Below are 13,980 nucleotides of genomic sequence, written 5' to 3'. Positions count from 1 at the left end.
GTCCTTTAAAATGTCGTCATGCATACATTTTAAAGACAAAAAATTGTCTCATGCAAGGTGTGCAGGACAAATAATTGTCCTGTTTTTAATATGGTATTGATAATAAAGGACAAATAATTGTCCTGTTTTGGTGTTCACATGGATGCAATTGAGTTTGGCAACTACATAAAGCTAATCAGAGACAATGTTTTGTCCCGTCCTGCAATGGCGAAAAAGTCGGGCTTGCATGTGAACACGATCAAAGGCTATGAAATGGAAGGGCGGCTGGCAGACATTGATTACCTGGCCGCGCTGGCGGTTGAAACAGGCCATTGCTTTGCTGACTTAATCAACAAGCGTTTAATGGCTGGCAAGTTAGGTGGTGTTGCTGAAGAACAGCATTTATTAGTGAGCGACATTCGTGCTGACTATAAGGTGACTAAGAAATCACAGACCCTTGCCATCCCTGTTTATGGCTCAAACTCAAAGTTACATATAGACAATAGATTGCTGCCCAATGGCATTGAACACGCGGCCTTGGCGTTATTTGATGCTAGGCAGTTGGTAGAGTTTAATTCTCAGGTATTAATGTTTAATACAGCAGAAAAAACCATTCAAGATGGCCAGCTTTATATTGTTGATATTGGAAACGGTGCTGTTGTGAGGCAAGTGCAGAATGGCCTGGGCGGCGCGATTATACTGTCCAGTGATAAATCAGGTATTACTCCGCTTACTGTTCCCAGGGAACAAATCGACCACATTACTGTGCTGGGCAGAGTTGTTTGTTTGCTCAGCTATACGTAATTCACACCACACCAATGGAAAGCCATTAAACAGCGGTACTGATACCGTATCGTTCTTACTCCGGTAATAACCAAGCGCCACAGCATTATGGCCAACGTATTGCACATCAAAGTGGCCGTCAGTTTGGCTAAAGCCGTAAACACTATTTATTTTAACCTTTTGCACTCCGGCATAAATCGACCATACCAGCGATTCTGATCCCTGAACAAAGCCACCAAACCTCGCATAGTGCTGCTCGTTATTCTTCCTTGCTATTGGTACCTTTTCGATAAGCTGTTCGCTAATAAGCCTGGTGCCATAGGCATGCCTGATTAAAAGTGTTGGCATACTTACCACTGATTTAATATACAGTAGTTAATTGTAGAAAGTCGGATCACGATAGGCAAGTTTATGATCCGGCTTTCAAGTTGGGGTTGAGCAGTAAATTTTACTCGTATGCCGTTATTTCACTGAGATGTATCGAAGTCGGATCGGATTTGGCGAAAGCCGGATCAGTGATCCGACTTAGCAGCCGGAAGTCGGATCACCATAAGGATAGTTACGGGCGGTATTACACTGTTTAAGCATTGCTGCAAACGGCATTTAAACAGGCTTTGAGGGGGATTTAGTTATAGTGATGGGTGTAGCTCAGTTTGTTCTCGTGGGAATGCTGCTGGCGCTGCTAACTAGCGGTAGTTTCTCAAACTAGCTGATTTTTGCTATTTTTTGACTTTTTCCTTCTAACCCTTATTATTACTGGCGTTCCCGTTTATTCCCGCCAAATTTTGGTTATTCCCGGTTTCTCACTCTAGTAGATCACTTACATTTATTTTCTCTAATTCAGCTACTGCTCAGCTTTAAGCTCATATGCTTAGCCTGTATTTGCGGTTGTCGCACTGTCAGTAAGTGCCCCGCTGCCATTTTTACTGCAGGAGAGTGTTATGAGTGCCGTTAAGCAAAGCCATGTACAACAGCAACGTTTTTTCTTTCAACAACAAAAAACTGCCGACCTAAGCCAGCAAGAGCGGCAGGCACTGAGTTTTGTTTGGGCAGAAAGCAGTGCCAACCGGCAAAGTTCAACCAACCGTGATGCAGATACAGCGCATTGTGCGGTGCTGGGTTACAACTAAGCTTATTCTGCGAACAGCTGTGACTGTATAAACGGGATCATTGCCAGGATAATCGCTTGCTGATAAACGCCGGAGCGTGTCAGCAGATGATTGGTTAGCATGGCAATGGCACCGCCTTGTTGCTTTACGTTGTGCTGCGCAAACATGCGGTCCATCACATCGCCCAGTTCTTCACCGTGTTCAATGGCCCGTAATGCGGCTGGCGGCAGTGGTAAACTGGCAGAGCGGGTTTTACTGATCCGGCCCTGATGTGAAATGGTAACCCAGGCGAAGCTGCAATCGCCGTCCAGGCCGGCTTCCAGCGCAACATAATAATCTGCCCCGGCTACGTTGGCTGCAATTGCCTGCAGCCGGTTAAGTGCGCCTTGTAAGGTTTCTTGACTGCTCATCGGCTGCGCTGATACCCCGGACTCGGTGCTTTGGCCACTGCACGTCAGGGTTTGGCCGGTAAATACTTGTGTTAATGCATCCTGCACGGCGCGGATCTTAGCCGGGTTAGCCGAGGCGACAACAACTTTCATCTGTAATCTCTTGTTTTATTTGCTGCTGCCAAGCTTAACCTGAATTGACCATTGGCTAAAGCGAGCACTTGCCCCAATGCGGTTAGCTGATTAGAATCTGCGCCACTAAGTGTAGGTTTTATCAATATGGGGCTGGCATGAATAAAAATGTTGTGACTAATGGCGTTGCGGCCACGATTACGCTGGCAGGCTGGTATTTACAGCAGCCGCTGTTATTAAGTGTCGGTTTGTTTGCCTTGTCTGGCGCCTTAACCAATTGGCTGGCAGTGCATATGCTGTTTGAAAAAGTGCCCTTGCTGTATGGCTCTGGTGTAATACCGGCGCGGTTTGAACAGTTTAAAAGCGGCATTTACCAGTTGGTGATGACGCAGTTTTTCAGCAGTGACAATATCGACCGCTTCTTAACCAATAAACAGCAACACCATAGCCAAACTTTTGATTTTGCTCCTGTGATTGAACAAAGCGATTTGTCGCCAGCGTTTGACTCGCTGGTAAAAGTGGTAGAGCAATCGTCTTTTGGTGGCATGCTGGGCATGTTTGGTGGCACAGCTGCACTGACGCCGTTAAAAGAGCCGTTTATAGCCAAGTTGAAGCAAGCGCTGACAGAGGTTTCGGAAACAGAGGAATTTAACCAATTAGTGTTGGCGCAATTGGATAAACCTGAACAGCTGGAGGGGATCCGCACCCAGGTTGATACTATAGTGCAGCAGCGTTTAAATGAACTGACACCTGAACTGGTAAAAGACATTATTCAGCAGATGATCCGCCAGCATTTAGGCTGGCTGGTAGTGTGGGGTGGTGTATTTGGTGGCCTTATTGGCCTGCTGGCCGCCTTTGTTCAGTAAACTGCCAATATGTAAAGCGCGGCTTGCGCCGCGCTGTTATTGCGTTAGCTTTTATTACCCTGCAGCATGTTGCGCCGCGTATTGCTCTACTTCACGCCAGACACGTAGTAAGTTACCGGACAGGATTTTTACGATATCGGCCTCGCTGTAGCCTCGCTGCAACAAGCCTTCAATTAAATTCGGATAGCTGGCAACGTCCTTTAAGCCTACCGGCAGTGAATCACCCACGCCGTCGTAGTCTGAGCCGATACCTACGTAGTCAATACCCACCAGTTTTACCACATGATCAATATGGTCCAGTACGGTGTCTAAGGTTGCAAAGGGGTAGGGGTTTTTCTTGCGAAACTCCAGTTCAAATGCGGCGTCATCCGCTACGCCAGCTTGTTTTGCTGCGGCTTTACGCAGGGCGCCGTATTGGTTGGCCATCATGGTAACAAAAGATGAACCAAAGTTAATTTGCACCACACCGCCGTTTTTCGCCAGCGCTTTAATCATGTCGTCATCCATATTGCGCTCAAAACCGGGGGTGTAGCTGCGCAGTGATGAATGTGAGGCAATAACCGGTACCTTACTCAGCGCAACCGTTTGATAAAAAGCGGCATCTGACACATGTGAGATATCAATCATCATGCCGATATTGTTCATCGCCACCACCAGCTCTTTGCCGAATGGGCTTAAGCCATTCCAGCGCCGACGCAAGTCGTAGCTTGAGTCTGCAATATGGTTGCTTTCAGAGTGCGACAAGGTAATGTAGCGGATACCGCGCTGGTAAAAGTGTTGCAGATTTTCCAGTTTACCCTCTATTGGTGTGCCGTTTTCCATGCCCAGCGCCAGTGACACTTTGCCGCTGCCAAACTGGTCGAGCACATCTTGGGTGCTGTAGGCCATGGCAAATTTATCCGTTGCCCGGCCAACCAGAGCTTCCATACTATCAATTAGCTGATTTGCTAACTGGTAACCACCGCCGGTACGCTCGTGCGATGCCGGAATATAAATAGACATAAAAGGCGCATTTAAGCCGCCGCTTTGGGCACGTGGATAATCAAATTCGCCACGCTTGGTCGCCACTGTTACGTCTTCCCAGTCTTTATGTAGCCGGTATGGCACATCTATATGGGTATCGATAATAACGTGTTGTTGCGCCAGTTGTTGTGCCTGCTGTGCGCTGCTAAGTGGTGTCGTATTGCTGCTGCAGGCGCTTAAAGTAGCGGCGCAAAGCAGGCTAAGTGCAAGCGCGGATTGTTTATGCATGTTAGCTTCTCTTGTCAGGTCAGGACCTTATATAACCAGCTTCAGCTGTTTACAGCAAGAGCTGTCAGACCAGTTGGTTAATATATGCGCTTGGTTGAGGCAACGGCTACACTTAGTCCGGCAGGCAGCCGCCTGTCAGGTAGCCGCCTGTCAGGTAGCCGGGCTGTAATGTTGAGCAAACGGTACCGGCTGTAGCGTGTTACTTAGAGGCGAGGAGTAATCGCATGAGCTACAAATACTACGAAGGCAACTGGGGCGAAATGCGCGCCAGAGCCAAACTGCAGTGGGATAAAATTAGCTACGACGAGCTGGAGCAAACCCGGGGTAACTTTGATGAGTTAGCCGATATTATTCAGGAACGTTATGGCCTGGACCGGGAAGACGCTATGTCGCAGGTAGAGGATTTTTTCAGCCGCTACTGACAGCTGCGACGATTGGATATTATTTTGCCGGCCGGGCAGCTCTTTGCTGCCTGCCTGGCAATTTTCCGCTACACTGCCCGCCTTATTTTTGCAGAGTTGTTTATATGCGTAATTTTGTTTTAAGCCTGTGCTTATTTTGCACTGTGGCGGTTAATGCTGCGGTAGATCTGGAACAAACCATGAAGAATATGGGGTTTCAGTTTAAACAAGCGATTGAAATGTCGAACAGTAGCCAGTTATTACCCGTGCTGGACGAGCTGATAATACTGACGCTGCAAGCGCAACAGGGGCCGTTTGCGGACGATAAAGCTGAGCAGTTTCGCCAGGGCTTGGTGAAAGTTCACACTGAATTGGTCGCGGCTAAAGCGGCAGCGCAGCGAGATGATGTGGCGACAGCGCAACAGCATTTACGCCAGGTAGAGGCACTGCGTAAAGAGTACCATAAACAACGCAAAGTGAGCTTCTGGCAGTTGTTATTTGGTTAACAGACTAATAAAAAAGCCATCCGGCGGATGGCTTTTAGCAGCTAATTGAGAGCAGAGCTTAGCCGGCTAAACCAACGTAAACGTTTTGTACGTCGTCGTCGGCATCAATGGCATCTAAAAAAGCTTCTACTTCAGCGCGTTGCGTTTCGTCCAGTGCTACCGGGTTATTCGCTCGGTACACCAGCTTAGCGGTTAGTACTTTATAACCAAACTCCGGCAGCGCTTTGGCAACCAGGTCTAAATCGGTTGCTTCAGTTAAAAACACCACTTCGTTATCGTCACCGGCTTCGAAATCCTGCGCGCCGGCTTCAATTGCTGCCAGTTCCATATCGGCGTCTGCACTTTCCGGTTCTGCTTCAATCTGGCCCAGATGTTTAAAATCCCAGGAAACGGCGCCAGATGTTGCCAGCTGGCCTTTACGAAACAGCTGGCGGATACTCATGGCGCTACGGTTTTTATTGTCGGTTAAGCATTCCACTATTACCGGCACCTGGTGTGGTGCAAAGCCTTCGTATACTACGGTTTCGTAGTTGGCCGGGCCGTCCAGTAAACCGGCGCCTTTTTTAATAGCGCGTTCCAGCGTGTCTTTTGGCATAGAGGCTTTTTTAGCTGCATCAATTGCCGAGCGTAATTTAGCGTTCATATCCGGGTCTGCGCCATTGCGGGCGGCGACGGCTATCTCTTTTGCCAGCTTGGTGAAAATACGACCTTTGGCGTTGGCCGCATCCATTTTATGTTTGGCTTTCCATTGTGCGCCCATAGTTGCGCTCCTGTATTTTTGGCTATCAAAACGAACAGGGCGGTAGTCTAGCCAATTGCAGGCTTTTAACGCAACTAAAGCCGGTAGAAATTAGCGTTGAATAGGCAGATGAACTGGCTTCTGCTGGTATGCACTTGCAGCAATAAACCGTCAGTTTTCCAGCGCTAATTCTGTAATATGTTGGCACAGATCTGGATACAGCTGCAAAAAGCCTTGTTCCAGCACAGTATAATGCAGCTGTATTTCACCTAGTATGCCACTGAACTGATTGGTAAAACGGATACGGCTGGCAATTCGATCTAACGCCATGCCTAATTGTGGCAAGTGTTGATAGCGACCAAACCAATCATCGCTGCGCACACTAAGCATTGTGGCTGCCATGGGCGCTGGCATCAGATGCTGCGCTTCAGCCAGTTGCTGGTAAAGCTGTTTTTTGTAGTCAGCAAACGGCTGCTGATAAAACTGCGGCCAATGGGCAATTAAAAAGTGATCAAACAATACATCTAAAGCAATACCGGCAAAACGGCGGCGCTGGTCTGAAAACAGTTGCTTAGCGCAGCGCACTGCAGGGTGTTGATCAGTAAAACGGTCAACCGCGCGATGATTCATTAAACCGGCATGTATTTTGGGGTGCAAAGTGTCAACGGCAATACCGTTACAAAAGTCGCCGAGTAAATTTCCGGTAACAGAGTGCAGATTAGGTTGTGCCAAAGCGGCATGGGCTAAATAGTTCACGCTGTCCTTTTTACTGCGGGTTCAGGGTGTCAGGTTGCTGGTTTGCAAAAAATATCAAATATTTGTCAGCTTATTTAGGGCTGATACACTGGAATTTGCCAGGTAGTCTGCCTAGTATGAAACAAGATTAAAACCAAGCACAAGAGGTAGATGATGTCTGTAGGTACTATAAACAATAATACTGCTCAGCTGTATACTCAGGAAAGGCCGGTTACAGCATCATTGAAACAGCAAAATAATCAAGCAGCAACGGCACCTGTGCCGGCAGGTGATTCTGTACAGATCAGTGAGCGTGCGCGAGCGTTATTGCAACAAGAGAATCTAAGCGAAGCTGACGCTACTTCTTTGAGCAGTACACAGGCAGAAACGCCTGGCAACGGAGCTGGCATTGAGCCTCCAAAATAGTTGCAAAGAGAGCCGCTTATGAATTGGTCGGAAATTGATGCTGTATTATTCTCATTAGATAAAATAATATTTATCGCGTACTTTGTTTTGCTGGTTTTGGTAATGTTGTTTCAGCGAAAAGTGTCGTCTTTTGTGATAACATTGGTCGTTCTTAGTGTCGCCAATGGGACTATGACATCCCTATCTCCAATGCTATATCAACTTTCAAGTCAGCCGGGCATAGTTTCTAAGTTCACATGGTATGCAAGTTTTGCGCTTATCGATATGGTTGCAGTGTTTTTGCTCTATAAATTTCATTATTTACTTAAACAGAATGTAAGCTTTGTCGCTAATTTGACAGGTATGTTTTTTCTGACATTTGCTACCTTACAGACTGCAAGATTTATTGACCGTTTTATTTTCGATACTGAAGTCTTTCTACAAATATACCGTTACGGTATTCCATCACTTAATATCGCTCAAGTTTGTGTAGTAGTAATTGGCTTGATATATCAGATTAAGCTCAGTCAACGCTATGTAAACGCAAGTTCTGCTTTATGAGTATTATTCTATTATTTACAATAGTTCTGATTAATTTTCTTGCTTTTATAGCCTACAGGAAGCTCAGTATTTTAAGGTCTATCAGCCAGATCCAGGCTGAAGTTGAATTGGAAATGCACAGCCGCGCGCATCAGTTGTTGGTACGCCGCGACCAACTGGAAGTTGGCTTGGTTAAAGATGCATCTGAGCAGGCTGACGAACAATGGAAAGGTGACCTGGCAGAATATATGGAAGAGTTTGAGCAGGAAGCCTTGTTAAGGGCTAAGCGCCGTTTAACACGGGTTTAATATTGCAGTTTAAACAGCAGCTCTGCCAGGTTTGGCTGCCAAAGTGCCGCATTGTCCACTCTGTTTTTCTTCAGTACTACGCCTTCTGCCAGTAATAATTGCCGTTGCTGCAACGCCACAGTGCTGCCAGCCGGAAACGCCAGGCTGCGGTCACTGCGCAGCACTCTGTGCCATGGCACGGCCAACTCTGCTGGCGCGTATCCCAGCGCTTTGCCGACTAACCTTGCTCTGCCCGGCAAGCCGGCTAAATCGGCAATCTGGCCGTAACTGGCTACTTTGCCACTGGGGATAAGTAGCACAGTTTGCCATATACGTTGGTAATTATCTGCAGCCAAAACGAACTCCGGGTTTAGTGATTATAGTGTGTCAGCTTAAATAGCATGGCGACCAACAACCGTTTTACCAACCGGCGCCAGGCTGAGTAATGCCAGTTTAAGATGTTGTATGCCAAACGGAATGCCGATAATACTGATAAAACACACTATTGCATGGCCCAGATGTCCCAGTGCCAGCCAAATACCGAACAGTAAAAACCAAACAATATTACCAAGGGTACCTAAAGTGCCGGTACCGATATCATCATAACGGTTAATGTAACGCCGGTTTACTGCATCCTGACCGAAGGGCCAAAACGCCATTTCACCAATAACAAAACAACTGCGGCCAAACGGAATACCCACAATGCTAATAAAGCATAACAGGCCAACCAGCCACCAAAGTAAACCCATGACAAAACCACCCAGAACAAACCACAGTATATTAAATATTAATCTGAACACACTCATTTTTAGTCCTCATTTTCAATGCTAGCCGTTACCAAGCAGGAATTAAGCCATATAAATGGTGTTTAAAATCAATTGGTTAAGATTGTGGTGTGGTTGGCTAATGATTATAACGCTAATTTATGGCAAAAATGACTAACAAATACAGGAGTTTTACCTTGCAGCTACAACATATTAAGGCCGTAATATTTGATATGGACGGCACTCTGGTCGATTCAGCTCTGGATTTTACGGCGATCTGCCGCGACATAGGCTGGCCGGCCGGTACGCCGTTGTTAGAGCAGTTGGCGCTACTGGATGACCCACTGCAGTTTAGCAGGGCTGACAATATTATCCGCCAACACGAGTTAAATGGCGCAGCGAAAGCAACCTGGATGCCAGGGGCAGAGCAGTGTTTGCAAACTCTGCGCGCCGCTGATATGCCGCTGGCATTGCTAACCCGCAATATGCGTGAAGCCACCAGCCTGACTATGCAACGATTAAATATGCCGATAGAGCATGTGCTAACCAGAGAAGACTGTGCGGCCAAGCCAGACCCTGCCGGCTTGCTGTTATTGGCGGATAAATTGCAATTACCGGTAGAACAGATGATTTATGTCGGTGACTATATCTATGATATTGAAACGGCTGCAAATGCCGGCATGGTGTCTTGCTTATATCTTAATGAGCATAACCGGCATTTTGCGCCGCAGGCTGACTGGGTATTCAACCATTTTGATGAATTGGCAGAAGCTTTGCGGCGATAAAAAACAGTTGTCGTGTCCATTAGTTATTCAATAAGCTTGCCTCTGTAGTTCTTGTTGTGGTGCTGTAGCGGGCTAAACATCTGGGCCGCAATAAAGTGGTTGCCGGTTAGTTGCAACCGGCGGATGAGTGCTCAATATACGGCAGTAATATAGGCGCCATGCTGTTTAGTACCTGTAACGGTAGTGCAGAGGTAAAGCTGAATTGGTCTGCTGTGTCATCTGCCACATAGGCTGTTAGTACGCCAAAATGAGCCGCACCCAAATAAAACACATAGGTAGCAGTGCGGTTAAGTGCTTTAGAGCTTACTTGCTGACCGCGGGCATTGAGTTGTACCAGCCTGTTATCGCCGGTGCCTGTTTTACCCCCTTGCGCCATGGTGTAGCTAAAGCCTTGCTGTAAACGGCGTGCTGTGCCATCGTTTACCACTTGCTGTAGAAGTTGTCGTACTGTCTTTGCCACCTCAGTGTCTATGCGCTGTACTGCCCGGGCTTGCGGTCTGGTAAAGCGGCTTTCATAGGGGGTATCAACAGCAAAATCTAAGCCTTCAACACGCATGGTTGGCTGCTGCTTACCGTTATTCAGAATAATGCCCACCAGTTCAGCCAACGCCGCAGGTCTGTCACCTGAACTACCAAGTGCTGTTGCCAAAGACGGCACCAGATACTCAAATGGATAGCCGAGGCGTTGCCAACGCTGATGCAGATCCCAAAAAGCTTCTATTTCCAGCATGGTACGAATGCGGTTATCCCGCGCACTACGAAAGCGGGTTTTAAACAGCCATTGATAAATTTCCTGCCGTTGTTGCGCACTAGCTGCTATAGCATCGGCCAATGTGGCTTCAGGTTGCTGTTGTAAGTAGGCCAGCAACCATAGCTCGAGCGGATGACTGCGTGATAAATAGGCGAGGTCCGGCAAGTTGAACGCGTCCGGCTGGTACTTACTATACAAGTTCTGCCAGTCGTTATTACTGCCAAACTGTTCCTGCATAAAGTCACCAAATTGTGGCAAAGTACTGTCGGGGTGAATATACAGGTATGCTGCAGCTAGTCGGTCTGGCGTTTGACGGCTACTTTGGATAAAAATATCCAGTTGCTGCTGTGCTGTTTTTGTCTGATATTTTTGCCAAAAACGGCGTAAATAGGTGGTGCCTTCGCGGTCAGCAAAGCGACGTAAATATTGCTCCCGTTGCGGGTTATCATCATCTTTCAGTAATTGATAACTGCTGTTTTCGCCGTGATAAATACTGTAATTCACCATATCCTGCAACAGGCGTACAAATGGCAGATTAATGGAAAGCTGCAGCGCTTCTGCTATGGTCGGATTCAGCTTGTCTTCGTCTTTATTAAAATTACTGAAGGTGTGTAAACCACCGCCGGTAAAAAAACTTTCTTTCGGGTTGGCACTGTAACGTCGTTGCACTGCGGCCAGTAGCATAGCACTCAGATCACTGCCGGGCTGGTCCGTCAAATATTGCACCGCCCAGGCTGTCAAATGGTCTTGCGGTGCTATGTCCAGAAACTGCAGGCTATCAGCAGGTTCTGCGGCATACAGGCGATGCAGCTCAGCAATAATTTCCAGGTAGCTTACCAATACGCGCAATTTGGCGGTGGAGCCTAGCTCTAGTTTACTGGCGTCATTGAAGTCAAACGGCAAGTCGGAGTTGTCAGTTTGTAACCGCACTTTATTGCCCAGCACAGTGCTCTGGTACAAAGTAAAGCTGTAACGCACCTGGTCTTGTTGGCCGGGTTTAAGTAAACGTTCAGCAAACAAGCCGGCAGCGGCGGCTGTGTCATAGTCAGCAAGCTGTTGCAAGTGTTGGCTGACAGCGCGCTGTAACTTTGAATCAATAGTGGTGTGAGCGGTTAAATCCAGCCGGTCTAGTTGATATAAGCTTTGTTGCAACAGGGCTGCAAGCCGGCTGCGTGCCATGGTACTGGCTTTAAAATCATAGTCAGTGACATTGGTGATAACGGCTTGGGTGTTAAATTGCAGCTGTTGCTGCAGTGCCAACGTTGCCAGTTGTTTATCAAGAATGCCTTGTTGTTGCATCAAAGCCAGATAAGACGAGGTTAACTGTTCCAGCTCCCGTCTCCCTTGCACTAAATAATAGGACGGCCGGCGCTGGGCTATAATCAGCGCGATCACCTGACGCAGCGCTAATGCTTGCTGGTTGGTATATGGCGGCCCTTGCCATAACAGACTATTAACTACGCTGGGGTCGGCACCAAACCAAGCCTGCAGGCCATCTCCCAACCCATGTACCTCGCCATGGCCTGCAGTCGCCGCCAGTGGCACCGAATTCAGGTAATCGAGCACTATACGCTGTCTGCTTGCTAAGGTGTTTGTCGACTCAGCATAAGTACGAACACTGGCGGATACCAGTTGATGGAACTTATCTCTGGTATCGAAGGTAAAGCCATGCGAAGTATGGCGGTATTTTTCCAGCTGAGTTGCCAAAGTACTGCCACCTGCTGCGGCTGCAGGAATGCCTGCTGCACGCTGCAGCTGTGACCATACCGCAGCTCCTAATCTGGGCAGGTTTAATACCGGGTTGGCGTTTGGGTGCACTGGCGTAAGCAGGCTGCGATCTTCTACAAAAAGTAATGCAGCAACAATAGCTGGCGCCACCTGTTGTGTCGCGGCAAATTGATATCCGGGAAAGCGTGCATGATATAGTGTGTCTTGTTGGCAGCCCAGCACGGTTAAACCCGGTTGATTTTTTTCCTGATAAGGTGGATAGAAACCGTAACGGCTATAGCGCTGTAGCTCGGAAGAAAAGCGGCTCTGTGCACTTAGCACAAAGCCTTGTTGTTGCAGATTGTTGCCCCATTGCGGCAATGAGCTGTAACCAAAACGCTTGTCAAACGGGCCTTCGCCCGGAAAGGTGATCTCAGTCGAGGCACCTGGTTTTACCGAATAAGTGAGTTTGCCGGCATACCAATGCCAAAATGCCGACTGATAAAAGTGGTTGCGGCTTTCCTGATAAAGAGCAACAGCCAGCAGTATTGCCAGCAATAACAATAACCAGCGCAGATATCGCACCGGGGGCTGTGACGGTGCAACATAGGGAGCTTCGCGCACATTATCAAACCGCATCCTTTGCAGTAGTGGTTTGGCATTTAATGTCGGCTCAGTTCTGTGGGTGCTGCCGCGCTCTGCATTCATACAAACGCATTAGTCTCCGTATTTTGCGCTGTTAAGTTCGTCGGCGCGCTGTCCGCGCAGGCTATCTTTAGCAACAGACCAGCCGTGTAAGTTATCTTTAATCAGTTGACACAGAGCATCGATATGTTGCGGTTCGGCATTTAATGCGCTGATGTATTCATAGCGTTTGCCACCCGCGTGCAAAAAGTACTCTTTGTTTTCTTCGCCAATTTCTTCAATGGTTTCCAGGCAATCCGCAGAAAAACCCGGGCAGAAAATTTGCACACTGCTAACACCCTGCTTTGGCAGTGCTTTTAATGTTTCGTCTGTGTAAGGCTTTAACCATTCTTCGCGGCCAAAACGGGATTGAAAGGTGGTCATATACTGGTCTTTATTCAGCCCCAACTGCTCAGCGATTAAACGCGAGGTTTTATAACACTCGCAGTGATAAGGGTCGCCGTTAAGTAAATAACGTTTGGGAATACCGTGATAGGACAAAATCAGTTTGTCGGCCTGACCATGCTGTTGCCAGTGACTGCGGATTTTGTCGGCGGCAGCGCTAATAAAGGGGGCGTAATCGGGATAATGCGACACAAAGCGCAAATCCGGCAACCAGCGCCGGCGCATAAAGTTACGTGCCAGCTCATCAAAAGTTGATGCAGACGTTGACGCGGAATACTGCGGGTACAGCGGTAATACCACCAATTTGCGTACGCCCTGGGCAAACATTTTATCCAGTACGCTATCAAAGCTGGGGTTGCCGTAGCGCATAGCAAACTCAACCACCACATCGTTCAGGCCATCTTGCTGCAATTTTGCCGCAACGGCATCACGTTGCGCTTGTGTGTGAAATAATAACGGTGAACCCTGTTCAGTAAACACCGTGGCATAAGCCTTAGCAGAGCGACGTGGCCGAAACTGCAAAATAACGCCGTTTAAGATAAGCCACCATAGCAAACGCGGCACTTCTACCACCCTGGGATCGGATAAAAACTGCTTTAAATAACGCTTCAGCGCCTTGGGGGTGGGTTCATCCGGTGTGCCAAGATTGGTTAACAGGATGCCGATTTTGTCGCTTTGCTGATGGTCGAAGTTGGAGGTATTGATATAACGCATAACGGAATGGCTGCTCTTCTTGCTGGAGGAAATGACATTACGCTTTTG

17 protein-coding genes are annotated in these 13,980 nt (G+C 47.8%); 8 read left to right on the top strand and 9 right to left on the bottom strand.

The window, feature by feature from the left end; all coding sequences use genetic code 11:
- The first annotated feature begins 138 nt into the window (after positions 1-138).
- Positions 139-783 (top strand): S24 family peptidase, encoded by a 645-nt coding sequence (locus ACYVIC_RS18175; protein WP_460862226.1) that lies wholly within the window; start codon positions 139-141, stop codon positions 781-783.
- On the opposite strand, the gene ACYVIC_RS18170 is transcribed toward ACYVIC_RS18175, so the two are convergent.
- On the bottom strand, positions 694-1,110 hold the full coding sequence (locus ACYVIC_RS18170) for a hypothetical protein (protein ID WP_460862224.1): 417 nt from the start codon (positions 1,108-1,110) through the stop codon (positions 694-696). The two genes, ACYVIC_RS18175 and ACYVIC_RS18170, sit on opposite strands and share 90 nt — an antisense overlap.
- 593 nt (positions 1,111-1,703) lie before the next feature.
- Here ACYVIC_RS18170 and ACYVIC_RS18165 point away from each other — a divergent pair.
- Positions 1,704-1,892 (top strand): hypothetical protein, encoded by a 189-nt coding sequence (locus ACYVIC_RS18165; RefSeq protein ID WP_460862223.1) that lies wholly within the window; start codon positions 1,704-1,706, stop codon positions 1,890-1,892.
- Between the two features lie 2 nt (positions 1,893-1,894).
- Here the strand turns inward: ACYVIC_RS18165 and yjjX are convergent, their stop codons facing one another.
- Positions 1,895-2,413 (bottom strand): inosine/xanthosine triphosphatase, encoded by a 519-nt coding sequence (gene yjjX, locus ACYVIC_RS18160; protein WP_460862222.1) that lies wholly within the window; start codon positions 2,411-2,413, stop codon positions 1,895-1,897.
- A 137-nt stretch (positions 2,414-2,550) separates the two neighbouring features.
- On the opposite strand from yjjX, the gene ACYVIC_RS18155 reads away from it, so the two are divergent.
- On the top strand, positions 2,551-3,258 hold the full coding sequence (locus tag ACYVIC_RS18155; RefSeq protein ID WP_460862219.1) for a DUF445 domain-containing protein: 708 nt from the start codon (positions 2,551-2,553) through the stop codon (positions 3,256-3,258).
- A 54-nt stretch (positions 3,259-3,312) separates the two neighbouring features.
- On the opposite strand, the gene ACYVIC_RS18150 is transcribed toward ACYVIC_RS18155, so the two are convergent.
- Positions 3,313-4,509, bottom strand: coding sequence for a dipeptidase (locus tag ACYVIC_RS18150; RefSeq protein WP_460862216.1), 1,197 nt, complete (start codon positions 4,507-4,509; stop codon positions 3,313-3,315).
- A gap of 224 nt (positions 4,510-4,733) precedes the next feature.
- On the opposite strand from ACYVIC_RS18150, the gene ACYVIC_RS18145 reads away from it, so the two are divergent.
- Complete coding sequence (locus ACYVIC_RS18145) at positions 4,734-4,931, top strand: CsbD family protein (RefSeq protein ID WP_335736568.1); 198 nt, start codon at positions 4,734-4,736, stop codon at positions 4,929-4,931.
- A 104-nt stretch (positions 4,932-5,035) separates the two neighbouring features.
- Entirely contained in the window at positions 5,036-5,416 is a 381-nt protein-coding gene (locus tag ACYVIC_RS18140) for a cytochrome b562 (protein WP_460862213.1), read from the top strand.
- A 58-nt stretch (positions 5,417-5,474) separates the two neighbouring features.
- On the opposite strand, the gene ACYVIC_RS18135 is transcribed toward ACYVIC_RS18140, so the two are convergent.
- Both ACYVIC_RS18135 and ACYVIC_RS18130 read right to left on the bottom strand, forming a co-directional pair.
- A complete protein-coding gene (locus ACYVIC_RS18135) occupies positions 5,475-6,176 on the bottom strand; it encodes a YebC/PmpR family DNA-binding transcriptional regulator (RefSeq protein WP_460862212.1) in 702 nt (233 codons plus the stop codon).
- A 150-nt stretch (positions 6,177-6,326) separates the two neighbouring features.
- Entirely contained in the window at positions 6,327-6,911 is a 585-nt protein-coding gene (locus ACYVIC_RS18130) for an acyl carrier protein phosphodiesterase (protein WP_460862209.1), read from the bottom strand.
- 423 nt (positions 6,912-7,334) lie between these two features.
- On the opposite strand from ACYVIC_RS18130, the gene ACYVIC_RS18125 reads away from it, so the two are divergent.
- Together ACYVIC_RS18125 and ACYVIC_RS18120 are read left to right on the top strand one after the other, a co-directional pair.
- Positions 7,335-7,856: a hypothetical protein gene (locus ACYVIC_RS18125; RefSeq protein ID WP_460862207.1), complete on the top strand. Its 522-nt coding sequence runs from the start codon at positions 7,335-7,337 to the stop codon at positions 7,854-7,856.
- Positions 7,853-8,143: a hypothetical protein gene (locus ACYVIC_RS18120; protein ID WP_460862205.1), complete on the top strand. Its 291-nt coding sequence runs from the start codon at positions 7,853-7,855 to the stop codon at positions 8,141-8,143. The genes ACYVIC_RS18125 and ACYVIC_RS18120 overlap by 4 nt, the downstream gene beginning before the upstream one ends.
- Here ACYVIC_RS18120 and ACYVIC_RS18115 read toward each other — a convergent pair.
- Both ACYVIC_RS18115 and ACYVIC_RS18110 read right to left on the bottom strand, forming a co-directional pair.
- Positions 8,140-8,478 carry an MGMT family protein gene (locus ACYVIC_RS18115; RefSeq protein WP_460862204.1) on the bottom strand — a complete coding sequence of 113 codons (339 nt, stop codon included), beginning with the start codon at positions 8,476-8,478 and terminating at the stop codon, positions 8,140-8,142. The genes ACYVIC_RS18120 and ACYVIC_RS18115 overlap by 4 nt on opposite strands.
- 36 nt (positions 8,479-8,514) lie before the next feature.
- Positions 8,515-8,928: a YccF domain-containing protein gene (locus ACYVIC_RS18110; RefSeq protein WP_460862202.1), complete on the bottom strand. Its 414-nt coding sequence runs from the start codon at positions 8,926-8,928 to the stop codon at positions 8,515-8,517.
- A gap of 155 nt (positions 8,929-9,083) precedes the next feature.
- Between ACYVIC_RS18110 and ACYVIC_RS18105 the strand changes: the two genes are divergently transcribed.
- Positions 9,084-9,671, top strand: coding sequence for an HAD family hydrolase (locus ACYVIC_RS18105; RefSeq protein WP_460862200.1), 588 nt, complete (start codon positions 9,084-9,086; stop codon positions 9,669-9,671).
- 106 nt (positions 9,672-9,777) lie between these two features.
- On the opposite strand, the gene ACYVIC_RS18100 is transcribed toward ACYVIC_RS18105, so the two are convergent.
- Positions 9,778-12,837, bottom strand: a complete 3,060-nt coding sequence (locus ACYVIC_RS18100; RefSeq protein ID WP_460862198.1) for a transglycosylase domain-containing protein — start codon at positions 12,835-12,837, stop codon at positions 9,778-9,780.
- 9 nt (positions 12,838-12,846) lie between these two features.
- Positions 12,847-13,932, bottom strand: coding sequence for a ferrochelatase (gene hemH, locus ACYVIC_RS18095; RefSeq protein WP_460862656.1), 1,086 nt, complete (start codon positions 13,930-13,932; stop codon positions 12,847-12,849).
- Between the last annotated feature and the right edge of the window lie 48 nt (positions 13,933-13,980).

This window comes from Rheinheimera gaetbuli (genome assembly GCF_054781935.1).
This window is presented reverse-complemented; position numbering and strand designations above follow the sequence as displayed.